At 62.1% G+C, this 16,827-nt stretch carries 11 protein-coding genes; 3 read left to right on the forward strand and 8 right to left on the reverse strand.

Annotation, left to right across the window (positions count from 1 at the left end):
• Window positions 1-27 precede the first annotated feature (27 nt).
• Genes F8G81_RS15805 through F8G81_RS15815 form a run of 3 tightly spaced genes read right to left on the reverse strand, consistent with a single transcriptional unit; the run spans window position 28 to window position 2,731 of the window.
• Window positions 28-1,014 carry a Gfo/Idh/MocA family protein gene (locus F8G81_RS15805; protein ID WP_267275635.1) on the reverse strand — a complete coding sequence of 329 codons (987 nt, stop codon included), beginning with the start codon at window positions 1,012-1,014 and terminating at the stop codon, window positions 28-30.
• Window positions 1,014-2,105 carry a DegT/DnrJ/EryC1/StrS family aminotransferase gene (locus F8G81_RS15810; RefSeq protein ID WP_267275636.1) on the reverse strand — a complete coding sequence of 364 codons (1,092 nt, stop codon included), beginning with the start codon at window positions 2,103-2,105 and terminating at the stop codon, window positions 1,014-1,016. The genes F8G81_RS15805 and F8G81_RS15810 overlap by 1 nt, the downstream gene beginning before the upstream one ends.
• Entirely contained in the window at window positions 2,105-2,731 is a 627-nt protein-coding gene (locus tag F8G81_RS15815) for an acyltransferase (RefSeq protein WP_267275637.1), read from the reverse strand. Before F8G81_RS15815 ends, F8G81_RS15810 begins: the two co-directional genes overlap by 1 nt.
• A 160-nt stretch (window positions 2,732-2,891) precedes the next feature.
• Here F8G81_RS15815 and F8G81_RS15820 point away from each other — a divergent pair, with 160 nt between their 5' ends.
• Entirely contained in the window at window positions 2,892-6,971 is a 4,080-nt protein-coding gene (locus F8G81_RS15820) for an FtsK/SpoIIIE domain-containing protein (protein WP_267275638.1), read from the forward strand.
• A 45-nt stretch (window positions 6,972-7,016) separates the two neighbouring features.
• On the opposite strand, the gene F8G81_RS15825 is transcribed toward F8G81_RS15820, so the two are convergent.
• Entirely contained in the window at window positions 7,017-7,421 is a 405-nt protein-coding gene (locus F8G81_RS15825; protein WP_267275639.1) for a hypothetical protein, read from the reverse strand.
• A 322-nt stretch (window positions 7,422-7,743) separates the two neighbouring features.
• Here F8G81_RS15825 and F8G81_RS15830 point away from each other — a divergent pair, with 322 nt between their 5' ends.
• Window positions 7,744-7,992 carry a WhiB family transcriptional regulator gene (locus F8G81_RS15830; RefSeq protein WP_003804966.1) on the forward strand — a complete coding sequence of 83 codons (249 nt, stop codon included), beginning with the start codon at window positions 7,744-7,746 and terminating at the stop codon, window positions 7,990-7,992.
• Window positions 7,993-8,101: 109 nt separating this feature from the next.
• Here the strand turns inward: F8G81_RS15830 and F8G81_RS15835 are convergent, their stop codons facing one another.
• Genes F8G81_RS15835 through F8G81_RS15850 form a run of 4 tightly spaced genes read right to left on the reverse strand, consistent with a single transcriptional unit; the run spans window position 8,102 to window position 16,458 of the window.
• Window positions 8,102-9,571: a sensor histidine kinase gene (locus F8G81_RS15835; RefSeq protein WP_267275640.1), complete on the reverse strand. Its 1,470-nt coding sequence runs from the start codon at window positions 9,569-9,571 to the stop codon at window positions 8,102-8,104.
• A 27-nt stretch (window positions 9,572-9,598) separates the two neighbouring features.
• Complete coding sequence (locus F8G81_RS15840) at window positions 9,599-14,452, reverse strand: NAD-glutamate dehydrogenase (RefSeq protein ID WP_267275641.1); 4,854 nt, start codon at window positions 14,450-14,452, stop codon at window positions 9,599-9,601.
• Window positions 14,453-14,509: 57 nt separating this feature from the next.
• Window positions 14,510-15,817, reverse strand: a complete 1,308-nt coding sequence (locus tag F8G81_RS15845; protein WP_267275642.1) for an AAA family ATPase — start codon at window positions 15,815-15,817, stop codon at window positions 14,510-14,512.
• Window positions 15,814-16,458, reverse strand: a complete 645-nt coding sequence (locus F8G81_RS15850; protein ID WP_267275643.1) for a hypothetical protein — start codon at window positions 16,456-16,458, stop codon at window positions 15,814-15,816. The genes F8G81_RS15845 and F8G81_RS15850 overlap by 4 nt, the downstream gene beginning before the upstream one ends.
• Window positions 16,459-16,608: 150 nt before the next feature.
• Between F8G81_RS15850 and F8G81_RS15855 the strand changes: the two genes are divergently transcribed.
• Window positions 16,609-16,824 (forward strand): helix-turn-helix domain-containing protein, encoded by a 216-nt coding sequence (locus tag F8G81_RS15855; protein WP_267275644.1) that lies wholly within the window; start codon window positions 16,609-16,611, stop codon window positions 16,822-16,824.
• The last annotated feature ends 3 nt before the right edge of the window (window positions 16,825-16,827 follow it).

A 16,827-nucleotide genomic window follows, 5' to 3' on the forward strand; every position in this document is an offset into this window, starting at 1 on the left:
CAGGCGTTCCGGCCTGCGCCTGGGGAGTCAGAGGGCGACGACGCCGCCCGTCCTCGCGGATTCCAACACGGCTTCTGCGACGCGGAGTGTTTCCAGTCCCTCGGCCATCGTGACCACGTTCATGGATTTTCCGAGGATGGCATCCCGGAACGCTTCGTGCTCCATTTTCAGCGGTTCCCGCTTGGCAAGGGCGAACCGGGTGCTGGATCCCTCCGATACACCACGGAATGCCGCCATCGATTCCCATTCAGTCTGCAGGGTTCCGTTCTCCACAAACGTCAGGTCGGCAGAGATGGTGTCTGCTATGAAGGCACCCCGCTCGCCCAGGACGATGGCGGTGCGCTCCTTCATGGGTGAAAGCCAGTTCACGATGTGGTTGGTGACAATGCCATCACCCAGGTGACCTATGGCTGTGACCATGTCCTCGTGCTCCCGCCCACTGCGTGATGTGGTGTGGGCCACCACATCGACGTAGTTGCTCTGGGCAAGCCACGCGGTCAGGTCGATGTCATGCGTCGCGAGGTCCTTAACCACTCCCACATCTGCGATCCGAGCAGGAAATGGACCCTGCCGGCGCGTGGAGATCTGGTAAACGTCGCCAAGATCTCCGGCTTCAAGCCGCGCCCGCAGGCTCTGCAGCGATGGGTTGAAGCGTTCAATGTGGCCAACGGCCCCGATCAGCCCCATCCTTTCGAAGGCGGCTGCGATCCGACGGCCCGATTCGGAATCATTGGCAATCGGTTTTTCGACGAGGCAGTGGATGCCCGCTTCGGCCAATTGCATGGCCACTTCCTCGTGCAGGACCGTGGGTACTGCCACTACGGCACAATCGATGCCCTGGGCGATCATGTCTTCGACTTTGTCGTGGACGGTCAAGCCATTGGCCACGCCGTGCGAGTCACCGAAGGAGTCAGCCATGGCGACGAGTTCCACGCCGTCGAGCTCCCGCAGCACGCGGGCATGGTGCCTGCCCATCATTCCGAGGCCGATAAGTCCGGCACGCAGGTTCGCCACTAGCTGCCAGCCTTTGCGAGTGCGTTCACTGCAGCGACAATACGCTCCAGGTCATTCTGGCTAAGGGACGGGTGAACCGGGAGGGAAAGAACCGTCCTGGCGGCCTCCTCGGTGACCGGAAGGTCGTCCTGTGTCCGGAACGGAGCCAGCTGGTTGTTTGGTATCGGGTAGTACACCCCGCAACCCACGTTGTACTCCTCCCGCAGCGCCTTGGCGAAGCCGTCCCGGTCGTCGTCGACCCTGATCGTGTACTGGTGGTACACGTGTTCGCAACCTGCAGCAACTGTGGGTGTCATGACACCCTCGATATTTTCGTCCAGGAAAGCCGCATTCTCCTGCCGGGTCCTGGTCCAGCCGAGCACCTTTGTGAGCTGCACACGGCCGATGGCAGCATGGATGTTGGTCATCCGCGCATTAAAGCCGACCAGTTCGTTTTCGTACTGGCGTTCCATCCCCTGGTTCCGGAGGAGGCGGAGTCGGCGTTCGACGTCCGCCAGGCCGGTGCTGACCATGCCACCCTCACCGGAGGTCATGTTCTTCGTCGGATACAGACTGAACATGGCAAAGTCGCCGAAGGTTCCCACCTTCCGGCCGTTCACGGCTGCGCCGTGCGCCTGGGCTGCATCCTCAAAGACCTTGAGTCCATGCTTGGACGCAAGCGAGCCTATAGCGTCGACGTCGAAGGGGTGGCCGTACAGGTGCACGGGCATGATGGCCGCCGTCTTATCCGTAATCCTGGATTCGACAGAAGACGGGTCAAGGGTAAAGTACTTCGGCTCAATGTCCGCGAATACAGGAGTCGCCCCGGTCAGAGCGACTGAGTTGGCTGTCGCGGCAAACGTGAAGGAAGGAACTATCACTTCGTCCCCCGGCCCAATCCCGGCTGCGAGAAGCCCGAGATGGAGGCCTGAAGTTCCCGAGTTGACGGCCACTGCAGCGCGTCCGTCGAGCAGGACGTCGGAGAACTCCTGCTCGAACGACGCCACCTCCGCCCCTTGCGCCAACTGCCCTGATGCCAGTACGGCATCAACGGCCGCGCGCTCGTCATCGCCAATGATCGGCTTGGCGGGCGGGATAAATTCGTGGCTCATTAATCAACCTCTCGAAGAATTTCGTCGTTTTCGACATACATGGCGCCGGTTTCCGGGCATTCCCACTGCTCGCCGCGTTGCTTCAGCGGGAATCCTGCCTTTCCAACCCAACCGAGGCGTTTGGCTGGTACTCCGGCCATGAGGGCAAAGTCAGGCACGTCCTTGGTGACTACGGCGCCGGCGGCAACTGTTGCCCAGCGGCCGATCGTCACGGGAGCCACGCAAACAGCCCTGGCACCGATGGACGCTCCCCGTTTGATGCTGACGCCTACCGGCACCCAGTCGTGGGCGCTCTTAAGCACTCCGTCCGGAGTGATAGCCCGGGGATAGGTGTCGTTTGTCAGGACTACAGCAGGCCCGATGAAGACTCCGTCTTCCAGTTCTGCGGGTTCATACACGAGCGCGTAGTTTTGGACTTTGCAATTGTCCCCCATCGTGACGCCGGTCCCGATGTAGGCGCCTCGGCCAACGACGCAATTTACGCCCAGCTGTGCACCATCGCGTATCTGGGCCAGATGCCAAATTTTGGAACCCTCACCAATGACCGCCTCAGCTGACACATCGGCGTTGTCCGCAACCTCTATCACCCGTGAACGTCCTTCCTTATAGACACATGGCAACGTCATTCATACTAGACGACCGTTCGACATTGACCGGCCAAGCATGGCGTCCCCTGAAGTTCAAGCACGGCTCTGCCGTCGTTGTCCACATAGGGCCCGCGCACCGGGGACAGCGTCATGAAGGCCCAATAGCGTGGTTTTGAGCAGAAAGGCAGGAGGTCATTGCATGAGGTTCCACTGCACTCTGGCGGGCAGTCCGGGCTCGGTGCTGCATGGCCCGCCTCATGAACTGACTATTGAGGCACCCGCAGGAACCAATGGAGCCGAGCTTGAGGCCCGGATCGCCGACAGGTTTGGAACTGGCCGGCTCCTCGTTGAGGGCGAAAGCATACGCCCGATGATGCTTGGGAAACCGCCTCTTGTCCATGGCGCCGTCCTCGTCGATAAGCCCGCTGGTTCGCCAGCGTTGAGGCCGCGGCGGCCCAGGTTCGAGCCCCCTCCTTCCCTGGCACTTGCTGTTCACAGTGGCGCCGGTGCAGGGACGGTGGTGCCGCTGCAGCGGGGCACCTACACCATTGGACGTGGCAACGCAGACATACCCATTCCGGACCCAGAGCTTTCCAGGGAACACGCCCGCCTGGTGGTCACCGAGACTGTCATAACGATCGTGGATCTCGACAGTGTCAACGGTACCGAGGTGGATGGCGAGCGCATCAGGAACGCCGCCATCACCACCGACTCCATGATTCATTGCGGAAATTCGACTATGTCCCTGATCGTTCTGGCGCAGCCTGGCCCCGGCCTGGGTGAGGCAGGAGCCTCCGTGGAGGAGCCTCTCGTTGTCAGCCACCGGGTTGAAGCTACCAACCGTGCAGCCCTTCTGGTGACTGCTGTGCTCCCACTGGCCATCGGCGTAGGACTTGCCGTTGTCACAGGAATGTGGATATTCCTGGCCTTCACCGCCCTCTCGGCAGTATCCATCGTCGTGCCTGTATTTTCCGGTCGGAGGCAGCGGCGTGCGCTGGCAGCGGCAGTCACGGCAGCGGTCCGCGAAGATAAGGATCGACGACGCCGGTCCGCCCCGCCGCTTTCCGTCCTGGTCATCGCCACCCATCATTCCGACCAGGGGTCGGTTCCGCCTGCAGTCCCTGCGGACCCGGTCTGGCTGCGGCTGGGCCTTGCTGTCCAGCCAGCCAATCTACGGTTCGAGCCCGCGGATCCGGACAAGGCCATTCCGACTGCGGGTCTTGTCCCCTTAACTCTCGATCCTGCCCGGTTGTTATCGACAGTCCGCGGCTCGCGTCTGGCAGTCGACGGCCTGCTCCGGTCAGCCCTGATGCAGCTGGCCGGCTACTCCCGGGCCCGCTCCTCACGCATCCTGGTACATGGCGCTGCCGGTTGCCTCCCACTCAGCGCACGCTACCTGCCTGCTGTCACCCTTTGCAGCAGCACGTCCGCTGTAACAACACTCCTGGAAAATGGCTGGGGGCCAGCCTACAGCCATGGGGTTCTGATTCTTACAGGTGCCGCTGACGCCGCTGAGACCCTCACGGGGATTGTTGCGAAAGCAGCGCAATTCAACTGGCAGGTGATTCATTTCTCGTTCGGGGACAGCCCTCCCGTCGTGGCCGATGTCGATCTCCATGAAGAAGGGACGCCGCATCGAACGGAAGCAGGGCACATAGCGTTTCTGCCGGATCTGGCGCCCATGCGGGTCTTTGACCATTTCTGCAGGGAATTGGCGGTCACCGTTGCAAGGCCGGGCAAGGATGCAAAGACGGTCCCACCGACGTGCTTGTTGGCTGAACTGATTCCCTCTTCACCGCCTGAAACATCTTCACGCTGGGCCACTGGCCGCCGGACTCGCGGCCTCGTTGTGCCCCTGGGCCGCAGCGCCGAGGGAAGCCGCCTGCTGGATCTGCAGGCCGATGGGCCGCATCTTCTCGTCGCAGGAACCACCGGTTCGGGCAAATCTGAACTCCTGCGCAGCCTGACCCTTGCCTTATCGCTCACTTACCCCCCGGACCGAATCAATTTCCTGTTCGTCGATTTCAAGGGTGGTTCAGGACTTGGACCCCTGACTGGGCTTCCCCACTGTGTGGGAATTCTTACCGATCTGAGCACCCACGAACTTGAGCGCTGGCTGACGTCACTTCGCGCGGAGATCCGGGTCCGGGAACAGATGCTGGCATCGGTCCAGGCACCCGACCTGGTGTCATATGCGACCAGCCAGGCGGGCAAGGATTCGCCACTTCCCCATCTCATAGTGGTCATCGATGAATTCCGCATGCTCGTGGACGATGCCCCGAATGCCCTCCAGGAGCTGATGCGGATCGCCGCGATAGGACGCTCCTTAGGAGTCCACCTGATCATGGCGACTCAACGTCCCCAGGGTGCACTCACGGCCGACATCCGGGCCAACGTGACCACCAGCATCGCCCTGCGGGTCCAGTCGGAGATGGAGTCGGTGGACATCATCAACTCCAAGGCGGCGGCAGCAATCAGCGTGGATACGCCGGGGAGGGCTTTCCTTGCCCGCGGCACGGAAGCGCCTCAGGAATTCCAGGCTGCTTCCATTGGGAGCGGGGCTTGCGCGGCTGAAGCCCCAGGCATCACCATCCAGCTGGCCAGCGAGGCGCTTCAGGCAACCGCAGATCCCGGCTTTGCAGCACCGGACCCAACGGTCCTGACACCGGCGCAGGCAGTGGCCCGGCACGTGAAGGCCACAACGGATCTCTGGAGGGCCCTGGGTGGACACCCCGTTCGGCGTCCCGTCGCTGCTGCACTTCCCCGCGTTCTGCCCGAATACGGCACCCGGGAACAGGTCCTTGCCGAGGCTCCCCTCCCGTCATGGCTCCAGGAACGAACGCGGCGCGGATGGTCGATCAATCTGGGTTTGATGGATCTGCCCAACGAACAAAGGATTGCCCCGGTCATCTGGCAACCAGCCTGGCAAGGGCACCTGGCCCTTGTCGGCGGACCGGAGTCAGGTGCGGCCGAGGCCCTGGTTTTTGCAGTGCAGCAGCTTATGGCCGACTCCGCCGAGTCCCATCTGTATGTGCTGGACGCCGGCACTACGCTCAGCGCCATCGCGTCCCACAGCCGGGTGGGTGCACTGGCTGGTTTGCACGAACTGCGGCGGGCTGTCCGCATCCTGGAACGTTTGGCCAGCGAGCAGTCCCAGCGCCTTAGCCGAGCCTCCAAAGACGCCGAGACGCCCTTGATCCTGGTGATCGCCGGCTGGGGTTCGTGGGCCTCGGCACTCCGATCCGGCCCCTTGGCATGGGGCGAAGATCTGCTGAACGATCTTGTTCGGGATGGCAGCCGTGCCGGTTTGACCGTAATCCTCTCAGGCGAACGGGAACTGGTTACTGCGAGATTCTTTGCGTCTGTTCCCAACCGGGTGTATTTTCCGGCAGGTTCCAGCGAGGAGAGCCGTCTTGCCTGGCCGCGAATGCCAGCAATTGAAATGCTCCGGGGAAGAGCCGTGTCGTTTGGCGCCCTGTCGGCAGGGGAGCCTGCAGTGTGCCAGTTCTACACGCACTCCCAGAGTGGCTCAGAGTTGGTCTCCGAAGAAGGCCGGCCCGTGCACCATCCCCTGCATGAAACCCCCTTCCGGGTGGAAGCATTGCCGGTGATGCTCCCCGCCCATCAGATTCCAAGAAAACCGGTGATGGACGCGCCCTCCGATCCGACACCTGCGACGCACCACCCGCCACCGCCGGCGTCTAAACGCTACCGAAGCCTCGTGATTGGAGTGGGCGGTGACGACTTGGCGCCGGTCTCCGTGACGGTCCCGGCCGGCAGCGTATTTGCCGTGCTCGGTGGACCCGTTTCGGGTAAAACGAACTTCCTGCGGTTGCTACCCGCCCTTAACACCGAGGCTGGCCACTGGCTCGCGCCTGGTGAAGGGACAAACCCCGTCGAATACTGGTCGGATATCCTCCGCAAGGCTTCAGCGGGCGAAGTGGACCGGGGATCCACAGCACTGGTCGATGATGCGGATCTGCTGCCCGCGGGCACCCACAAGGAGTTGGCGGATCTCAATGCCCTGGGTCTGACAGTGGTGGTGACTGCACGCTTCAGTGCAACACTTCTTCAGAAGGTTCCCTTAATGTTTGCGGCCCGCGGCGTTGGAAGCGGGTTGCTGATCGCGCCCCGCAGTTTGCTTGACGGGGATCTCTTTGGCACGCGGTTCGATGTGGAACCACACGCCCCACCGGGCAGGGCCGTCCTGATCTCGGACGGCCGGTCAATGGCTGTCCAACTGGGCTGGGTCCCCGCGGAAGGCTCTGACTCAGCATGAGGACAGCCCGGTTCCTTCAGCCGATGGTGAGCCAACAGCCAACTGTCACAGAGCTGGAGGTGCTCCGCCTGCCCGCGACGCATAGGTGATGACCCGCCGGTCGAAAAGAAGCACAATGGCCACCAACGACGGCGCCACCATGGCAATCCCGGCCCACAAAAGTCCGCCGCTAAGAGTCGGAACGCCTATAGTCAGGACAAACAGCTGTGCAACCAGGGCCGCTGCCCTGGTCCAGCGGTAACCACGGAACAGAAAAGCGGCAACGGAAAACAGCCACGCGGAGAATGCGAGCAGCAGCCCGAGCGTGAACACTGCGCCCCAAAAGGACCGGACAGGTGCGGCCGTTACTAGCTCGAACCCGTACCATCCGGCAGCAACCAGCAGGGCGGTGGCTTCGGCTGCAACAATGAGCGCTATAACCAGTATGGGCCGCGGCCGAACCGGTACCACCGGAGCATTCGATTCATCCCTTCCGTGGGAACCAGGACCATACGGGGAGGGGTCGGGCGTAGGATTTTCAGGGTTCACCGGGGGTCTTGACACACTGGCACCCTACCGGACATAGTCGGACACTGGTGAGGGCCACCAGCACCGATGTGATGTATCGCTCAGCGTTCCGGGGATTTCCAGCCTTCGTACCCCTTGTTTACACAGCGTTAACATGACAGGCTTAATTCAGATGACCGAGGGGGCCCGCAGGGCCCCTTTCCTATGTAGCCCCTAGTGAATAATTTCACAAAGGCTCTTCCCAGAAATGGAGCAACTGATCAGCATGGATTGGCGTAACCGCGCAGCGTGCCTTGACAAGGACCCGGAACTGTTTTTCCCCGTCGGAAATACGGGCCCTGCCCTCCTTCAAATCGAGGAAGCCAAGAGCGTCTGCCGCCGGTGCCCTGTGGTTGACACCTGCCTCCAGTGGGCTCTCGAATCGGGACAGGATGCAGGCGTGTGGGGCGGCATGAGCGAAGACGAGCGCCGCGCCCTGAAGCGCCGGGCAGCACGGGCCCGGCGCGCCTCCTGACAAGCGGGCGCTAACCCTTTGGCAGTACGGCAATGGCCGCGACCTTCTGGTCGCGGCCATTGCCGTTTCGGCCCGCGGACGTTCTCCGTATAACGTTGGGCGCCTGCCGTTACTTTGAGGCCAGGCTCAGCCGGATCTGGACGGCGGTCCCGCCGCCTTCCCGCGGTTGCCATTGGATCGAGCCCCCCAGTTCACTGGTGACAAGGGTCCGGACGATCTGCAGACCCAAGCCTTCCACATGGGGTGTATCAGGCAGCCCCACGCCGTCATCGGCCACAGTGACGGTTAGAAGTTCCTCGCCGTCCTCCTCTTCGGAACGGTCGGCGAGGAGCCAGACCGTTCCCGTGCGTCCCTCAAGGCCATGCTCGACGGCGTTGGTCACCAGTTCGTTGATCACGAGGGCAAGCGGGGTGGCGAAGTCGCTGGGCAGTTCGCCAAAAAGCCCTGCCCGTTCGGTCTTCACCTGCTGGGATGGTGAGGCAACCTCGGCAGAAAGCCTGAACTGCCGGCCAATCAGCTCATCAAAATCAACACTCTGCGCCAACCCCTGGGACAGGGTCTCATGGACAAGGGCGATGGTGGCAACCCGGCGCATTGCCTGCTCGAGGCCCTGTTTCGCCTCATCGCTGACCATACGGCGGGACTGCATGCGCAGCAGGGCTGCCACGGTCTGCAGGTTGTTCTTCACCCGGTGATGAATCTCGCGGATGGTGGCGTCCTTAGTGACCAGCTCCATCTCCCGGCGCCGCAACTCAGAAACATCACGGCAGAGCACCAACGCACCAAAGCGCTGCTGCTCGTCCCGGAGCGGGATGGCCCGCAACGAAAGGCTCACGCCGCGGGATTCAATTTCACTCCGCCATGGCATCCGGCCCGTCACCACCAAGGGCAGGGTCTCATCCACCATCCGGCGGTCCTTGAGCAGGCTGGCTGTGACTTCGGCCAGGGAGCGGCCTTCGAGCGATTCCCCATCACCCAGCCGCCGAAACGCCGATACCCCGTTGGGGCTCGCATATTGCACGATGCCCTCTGCATCCAGCCTGATCAGGCCATCCCCCACACGCGGAGCACCGCGCCGGGAGCCGGTCGGGGATGCAAAGTCGGGCCACAAACCCAGGGTGCCCATCCGGAGCAGGTCATAGGCGCACTGCCTGTAGGTTAGCTCCAGGCGGGACGGCATCCGGGAGCTGGACAGGTCCATGTGCGTGGTGACAACAGCAAGGGTGCGGCCATTCCGAACCATGGGGACGGCTTCCACCCTCAGAGCCATGTCACTGTTCCAGTTAGTTTCACTGGACCGTTCTATGGCTCGGCTTTCCCAGGCTTTGTCAACCAGGGGCTGCAGATCGGACCGGATGCCCTCACCCACAAAGTCCCCGTGGAAAACGGTGTGCGTGGTGGAGGGCCGGACGTGGGCAAGGGCAACGTAGCCGTATTCCGGGTGCGGAAACCACAGCGCCAGGTCGGCAAAGGCAAGGTCAGCAACCATCTGCCAGTCGCCCACCAGGAGGTGCAGCCATTCGGCATCGCCCGGCCCAAAATCAGCATGCTCCCTGATAGGGTCCGTAAAGATTGCCACTGCACCTCCAGTTGCGACGCGTGAGTACTAGCGCCGGACGATTGACCTCAAGAGCCTCAATGCTACCGACAGTGAAGCCATATCGTCGGCTTCGAGGGAGTTGACCTCGTCAAACATGCTCTTGGCCCGGCCCAACTGTTCAGCGTTATGCGCTTCCCAAGCCTTCAGCCTGTCCTCAGCAGAAGTCACGGCAACGGTGGACTCAAGCACCGCCGTCGTCATGTCCGAGATGGTGGAGTACAGATCGTCCCGAAGCGCCGCCCGGGCAAGGGCCTGCCACCGGTCATTCCGTGGAAGGCTGCTGATCCGTTCGAGCAGGGAGTCTGCGTGGAAGCGGTTGAATACCGTGTAGTAGACGGCCGCGATCTCCTCGACCGGGTCCTTGCGGACATGTGCGATCTTGGCGATGTCGAGCAGCACGAAACTTTCAAAAAGCTCCGCCCAACGCAGGGCGAGATTTTCCGGAAGCCCCCACTCACGGCCTGTCTCAAGCCAGCCGGCAACCCTCTCACGGTCCTCCCCGCGCAGGTATTCCAGGAGACGAGCACGCATGGGATCCATCAGCGGCTTGAATTCGGCCACGATATCGGCAATAGGCCGTGAAGCCCCGCCTTGGCTAAGAAGCCAGCGGACGGCGCGGTCCAGCAAGCGCCTGATGTCCAGGTGGATCGTGCTCCAGTTTTCCGTGGGGAATGACGCCGGGAGGCTGTTCAGTTCGCCCACCATGGCGTCAAGCTCATAGATTTCCCGAAGTGCCACGAACGCTTTGGCCACCGCCACTTCGCTGGCTGATGTCTCCTCCATGGTGCGGAAGGCGAAGGTGACCCCGCCCATGTTGATCATGTCGTTGGCGACGACCGTGGCGATGATCTCGCGACGCAGCGGATGGGTATCCAACTCCGCGTCGAAGCGCTCCCTCAGCTGCTGCGGGAAGTACTCGCGCAGTGTCCTGCGGAACCAGGGATCATCGGCCAGGTCGCTCTCGCGCAGTGCCGACGTCAGTTCGATCTTCGCGTAGGCGGACAGTACCGAGAGCTCCGGAGAAGTCAGGCCCTGGCCCTGCGCCAGTCGTTCGCGCAGGGTGTCAGTAGTGGGCAGGGCTTCGAGCTCGCGCTTGAGGTCCGCCGACTTTTCCAGCCAGTCCATCAGGCGCTCATAGCTGGGGCTCCATTCAGCGACCTTCATCCGGTCGTTGAGAAGCAGGATGTTCTGGTCCACGTTGTCTTCCAGGACCAGCCTGCCCACTTCCTCTGTCATGGAGGCCAGGAAGCCCGCGCGTTCCTCCGGTGAGAGTTTGCCTGCAGCCACCATCCTGTCCACAAAGATCTTGATGTTCACCTCGTGGTCGGAGCAGTCCACACCGGCGGAGTTGTCTATGGCATCCGTGTTGAGGATGACACCCTGCAGCGCAGCTTCAATACGGCCGCGCTGTGTCATGCCCAGGTTTCCGCCTTCACCCACCACCTTGACCCGCAGATCCTTGCCGTCGACGCGGATCGCATCATTGGCCTTGTCCCCCACAGATGCGTTGGTTTCGGTGCTCGCCTTGACGTAGGTCCCGATCCCGCCGTTGTACAGCAGATCTGCCGGGGCGAGGAGGATGGCGCGAAGGAGCTCGGGAGGACTCAGTTCCGAAGTTGCGTCAGGCAGTCCCAGCGCTGCCCGGACCTGCGGCGACACCGGAATGGCCTTGGCCTGCCGGGCAAAAACGCCGCCGCCTTCGCTGATAAGGGATTTGTCGTAGTCATCCCATGAGGACCGCGGCAGTTCAAAGAGCCGCTGGCGCTCTGCGAACGACGATTCCTCGTTAGGGGTGGGGTCAAGGAAAATATGCCGGTGGTCGAAAGCGGCCAGCAACCTGATGTGCCGGGACAGCAGCATTCCGTTGCCGAAGACGTCACCGGACATGTCTCCCACGCCCACCACGGTGAACGGCTGAGTCTGGGTATCCAGGTCAAGTTCGCTGAAGTGGCGTTTGACCGATTCCCAGGCACCGCGGGCGGTGATGCCCATGGCTTTGTGGTCGTAGCCCACGGAACCGCCGGATGCGAAGGCGTCGCCGAGCCAGAAGCCGTACTCGGCCGCCAGCCCATTGGCAATGTCAGAGAAGGTCGCCGTCCCCTTATCCGCCGCCACCACCAGGTAGGAATCGTCGTCGTCGTGGCGGACAACGTCCGACGGCGGGACGAGGATTTCGCCGTCAGGCCGGGTAACGAGGTTGTCAGTCAGGTCCAGGAGCCCGCGAATGAAGGTCTTGTAACTTTCAACGCCTTCAGCCATCCAGGCAGCCCGGTCGGCAGCCGGGTTCGGCAGCTGCTTCGCAAAGAAGCCTCCCTTGGCCCCGGTGGGAACGATGACCGCGTTTTTCACGGTCTGCGCCTTCACGAGGCCCAGGATCTCTGTCCGGAAGTCCTCCCGGCGGTCGGACCACCGCAGCCCGCCACGTGCCACCTTGCCGAAGCGGAGGTGGACGCCCTCCACCCGGGGCGAATACACCCAGATCTCGTACATTGGCCGTGGGAACGGAAGCCCTTCGAGTGCCGTGGGATCCAGTTTGAAGCTCAGGTGCGGCTTGTATTGGAAGTAATTCGTGCGCAGGGTGGATTCGATCAGGTTCACAAACGTGCGCAGGACCCTGTCGGCGTCGAGCGTTGCAACCTGCTCGATCGAGTCCGCGAGTTCGGCCCGCACTGTTTTCTGGGCGGCAGTCCGTTCCTCGTCGTTCAGTGAGGGATCGAAGCGGGCCTCGAAAAGCGCACTCAGGCCCTTTGTAACCTTCGGATTCCCCAGCAGGGTGTCAGCCATAAATTCAAAGGAGTTGGTGTTTCCCATTTGCCGCATGTACCTGGCATATGCCCTCAGGACCGTGATTTGGCGCCATTGCATTCCTTCACGGAGAACAAGCCGGTCAAAGCTGTCTGACTCAATGGCTCCAGACACTGCAGCGCCGAACGAGTCGGCGAGCAGTTCACCGGTGGACACCGGATTGACCGCAGAAGGGTACTTCAGACCAAGGTCATAGAGGAAGAAATCGCGTCCGTCCGCGGTCTCGATTTCGAAGGGCCGTTCATCGAGCACTTCAAGCCCGAGATTGTGGAAGTAGGGCAATATCTGGCTGAGGCTCTTCGGCTCGAGCATGTAGAGCTTGACACGTGCGTCTTCCTCCAGCGTGGCACCTGCACCCTCGGGAAGGTAGACATGGACCCCTGGCCGCTCCTGCTTGGCTCCGGCTTTCCGCTCCGCTTCCGCACCGTATTTCTCGAAGCGCAGAATGTCCTCCAGCGCATCCTCAACTTCGTAGTCCACACGGTAACCGGCAGGAAACGCCTCGGCCCAGATTGCGGCCAGCTCCGAGGTGTTTTCCTCGGGGCCCTTTTCCCGCAGGATTTCGGCGATCCCTTCGCTCCATGAGCGCGTCGCACGCACCAGCCGCCGTTCGAGTTCTTCGGCGTTGACGTGGTTGACAACCGCGCCTTTAGCCAGCCGGATCCGGAAGAAGAGGCGGGCAAGCGCGGATTCTGTCATCCGCGCCTCGTAGTCAATGGACTCCGCCTGGAAGGTCTCCCTCAGCTCCTCCTCGATACGGAGACGCACGTTGGTGGTGTAACGGTCCCGGGGAAGATAGACGACGGCGGACATAAACCTGCCGTAGATGTCCGGCCTGAGGAACAGCCGGGTACGCCGGCGCTCCTGCAGCTTTTGGATGCCGGTGGCAATCGCGGCCAGGTCCTCTGATTCGATCTGGAACAGTTCGTCCCTGGGGTACGTTTCCAGGATTCCCAGAAGGTCCTTGCCCGAATGCGAATCGGGCGGGAACCCTGCGCTTCGCAGCACAGCGTCCACCTTCTCGCGGACGATTGGAATGTTCCTGACGGAGCCGGCGTAGGCACTGGTGGCAAAAAGCCCGATAAAGCGACGCTCGCCGTTGACGTTTCCGGCGGCATCGAAGCTCTTTACACCAATGTAGTCAAGGTAGGCAGGGCGGTGGACAGTGGACCGCGAGTTGGCCTTGGTGATCACCAGGGCCCGCTTTTCCCTTGCCTTCTTCCGGCCGGCTTCCGTCAGATGCTGCACATGATGGGAGTCCTCGCCGGCCCGGAGCAGGCCGAGCCCGCTTCCCTCGCGCAGTTCCAGGACGTCTTCGCCATCGATATTCACCAGGTCATACTCGCGGTACCCCAGAAAGGTAAAGTTTCCGTCGTCCAGCCAGCGGAGGAGATCCTTTGCCTGCCGCAGTTCCGCAATTTGGGCCTGGTTGGCAACCTTGTCCAGGCTTTCAGCGATCTGCAGGGCCTTGTTTCGCATCTTTGGCCAGTCTTCGACGGCGGCCCGCACGTCCCCGAGCACGCGTTCCAGGCCCGCGATCAACGATGCACGGACGTCGTCGGAGACGCGGTCGATTTCGACGGCAATCCACGACTCCATGTGCGAAGCGTTTTCGCCGTGGGCGATCAGGTGCGACAGACTCGGCATGGTGGCGGTGTCACCACTGGAAATGCCGACGCTGGAAGGTACCCTGTCCACCTTAACAAGCTCGGCCGTGTCCCGGTTTCGGGTCACGATGAACAGCGGATGGACCACCAGGCGGATGGCAGCATTTTGGCGCACCAGTTCAGCATTGACGGAGTCGACCAGAAAAGGCATGTCGTCCGTTACAACGTAGACAACACTGCTGTCTTCATCGTTGATGACCGATATTCTGGCCTGCCCCGGCGATCGAACGGCGGCGACCTCGCGGTGGGTTTCGGCGCGGTTGGCCAATACTTCCGCCGAATAGCTCCGGGCGTCCTCTTCGGCTAGGTGCTGGTAGTAGTCCCCGAGAAAACCTTCACGGTCTCCAATGGAAAGGGGCTGATCCTCCACGCTGGATCCAGACGACATCGACAAACGCCTCCATCACAAGATTATTGCTGCACCTTTGCAGCTCTTATGGTGAGCCTAACCCTTTAGCCGACGCCTTGCTGTGGAAGAAAACACAGAGGATTTGGAAAACTGCTGGGCAGGTGCACAAACCAAATCAGCGATTGCCCTGCGCAGCTTCGATTCAGGGGACGTTTCAAGGAGCAACGACCCACCGAGCAGTGCGGCATCGGCGGAAACGGGATCTGCCGGCAGGAACGCCGTCACCGACGATTCCGGACCATAGCGTTCCCACGCATCACGCAATTGCCGCTCCGGAGCCCTGCCCACCGCGGTGGCGCGGACCTTGTTCATCACGACAATCGGGGACACATGGGGAACTGCTGCCTGAAGGTCGCCCAGCCCGCGAACCAGCCGCGGCACACCCACAGGATCCGCCGCGCCGATGGCAAAAACGGAGTCCGCGACTTCCAAACTGCGCAGGGTAGCGGCGTTCCTCCTCGGGGCCATGGTGTCGAAACTGAGTTCCTCGTCTGACTCAAGGCAGAATCCGGTGTCAACGACCACAACGTCAGCGACATCCCTGGCCCGCTCCATGACCAGGGACAGGGCTGCAGGGCGCAGTTCAGTCCAGCGGTCCGCACGGGTTATCCCTGTGAGGACCCGGAACGTGCCCAGTTTTGTTGCCACAGGAGTGGCCACCCGGAGCAGCGCCTCCGTATCCAGCAGCCCCTGATCTGCCAGCCTGCAGGCCTGTGCCAAGCCGGCCGACTCATCCAACAGGCCAAGGACGGCCGCGATACTGGCCCCGTAGCTGTCTGCATCAATCAGCAGCACGGATTTCCCTTCCGCCGCCAGCTCCCCCGCCATGTTCGCCGCGACGAAGGTCCGGCCTGGGGACCCGGACGGACCCCAGACGGCAATGATCTTGCCGGCTCCGGCAGCTGGCGGAACGTCAGCCTGCGATGCTGGAGTTGGCCTGAGTGCAGCAGCGGGATCGGCCATTCCGCTTCGCGGGGCAGCCTCCTGTCCTGACCCTGTCAGGAGGGATACAGCGTCGGCGATTCGGCTGGCGAGGGCTGCGGATTCGACGCCGGACAGGGCTGATGCCACTCCTATCCCCCGGAGCCTGGCTGCTTCCTCAGGATTGTCTGTCAGGGCAACGATCGCCACACCGACTGCACCGAGCCGGTCCACCAATGAAGCTGTCAGCCCCTCACAGCCGTCGGCCACGACCGCCGCCCGCGCGAGACCGCTCTGGCAGGCGGCCAACAATTCAGTCAGCTCAGAACACCGGCGGACAACTGTCACGGGACCGTGCAGCCTCTCCAACCCGCCTACGAGATCCTCCGGTGTCTGCCCGACCGTCACTACCGGGATGCTCATGAAGCTCCTCCGCCAGGGTTCCAGACAACGGCGATCTTGGCCTCGTTTGCCTGTGCCCCCAGTATCGCGGGCATTTGACTGTCCGTCACAAGAACCATCAGGACTGTATTCCTGGATGAACCGAGAGCTGTGGATCCGGCGGTAACTTGGGCGATCTCGGCACCGGGGAGGAGGAGCTTCGGCTCGCTGAAGCCGTTGCGTGCGTCCGGCAAGGCAACCCACACGTCTACCCTGGTACCTGCCACCGCCTGGGCGGGAAGGGTTTCCTCAATGGTCAGCGCTACCGGTTTCCGGTCCAAAGCGTCCACCTCACCGAGGCTTTCCTTGGGAACCAACTGGTCCTTGCCGATCCTCTGGACCGCGACCACGCCTTCGGGCAACCCCGATTCGGCGGTGATGTAGTGCCGCTCACTGTCCCCCAGCCGGACTTTGGCCCGGACGACGTTCTCGGGAGTCAGCTTTTCGCCCACGGAGATGGAGTCCCTGGCCGCATAGACCTCGGTGGTGCGATCTGCACTTCCCACAAGGGAAATGACGCCCACCACAGACGACAGGACCAGAAGGACGCCCACCAGCAGCCTGGGGTCCTTCCACGAAGGCCGCTTTAGCCTTTGGCCCGTGACTGCATTTTCAGGACTCATGCGTGTTCCCCCTGCTCCGCACCGGATGGCTGGTTGCGCCGGACACCCTATTCTGACGGCTTTAACGCCCTAACCAGAAGTCAAAAGGCTCAACAGCATCAAACTGTGGATAACAGCAGCAAACAGGCCCGACAGTGGCAAAATGGATACATGCCTCGATTTCTCACGCTCGCAGATGTTGCCGAACAGCTTCAAATCAATTCACCTGCGGCCTACGCCCTGGTGAGAAGCGGCGAGCTAAAGGCCATCCAGGTGGGCGGCCGCGGCCAGTGGCGCGTTGAAGAGAAGATGCTTGAGCAATACATCGAGGAGCGGTATGCCCAGGCCAGCAGGATGATCCAGGAAGCAAAGTCAAAATCGGTCTGATGC

This window comes from Arthrobacter sp. CDRTa11 (genome assembly GCF_026427775.1).
GTDB lineage: Bacteria > Actinomycetota > Actinomycetes > Actinomycetales > Micrococcaceae > Arthrobacter.

Bases quoted from the DNA above. Each gene is read 5' to 3' on its own strand.
- F8G81_RS15855 (WP_267275644.1), top strand. From the start codon at position 16,609: ATGCCTCGATTTCTCACGCTCGCAGATGTTGCCGAACAGCTTCAAATC.
- F8G81_RS15850 (WP_267275643.1), bottom strand. From the start codon at position 16,458: ATGAGTCCTGAAAATGCAGTCACGGGCCAAAGGCTAAAGCGGCCTTCG.
- F8G81_RS15830 (WP_003804966.1), top strand. From the start codon at position 7,744: ATGGATTGGCGTAACCGCGCAGCGTGCCTTGACAAGGACCCGGAACTG.
- F8G81_RS15840 (WP_267275641.1), bottom strand. From the start codon at position 14,452: ATGTCGTCTGGATCCAGCGTGGAGGATCAGCCCCTTTCCATTGGAGAC.
- F8G81_RS15810 (WP_267275636.1), bottom strand. From the start codon at position 2,105: ATGAGCCACGAATTTATCCCGCCCGCCAAGCCGATCATTGGCGATGAC.
- F8G81_RS15845 (WP_267275642.1), bottom strand. From the start codon at position 15,817: ATGAGCATCCCGGTAGTGACGGTCGGGCAGACACCGGAGGATCTCGTA.
- F8G81_RS15820 (WP_267275638.1), top strand. From the start codon at position 2,892: ATGAGGTTCCACTGCACTCTGGCGGGCAGTCCGGGCTCGGTGCTGCAT.
- F8G81_RS15815 (WP_267275637.1), bottom strand. From the start codon at position 2,731: ATGACGTTGCCATGTGTCTATAAGGAAGGACGTTCACGGGTGATAGAG.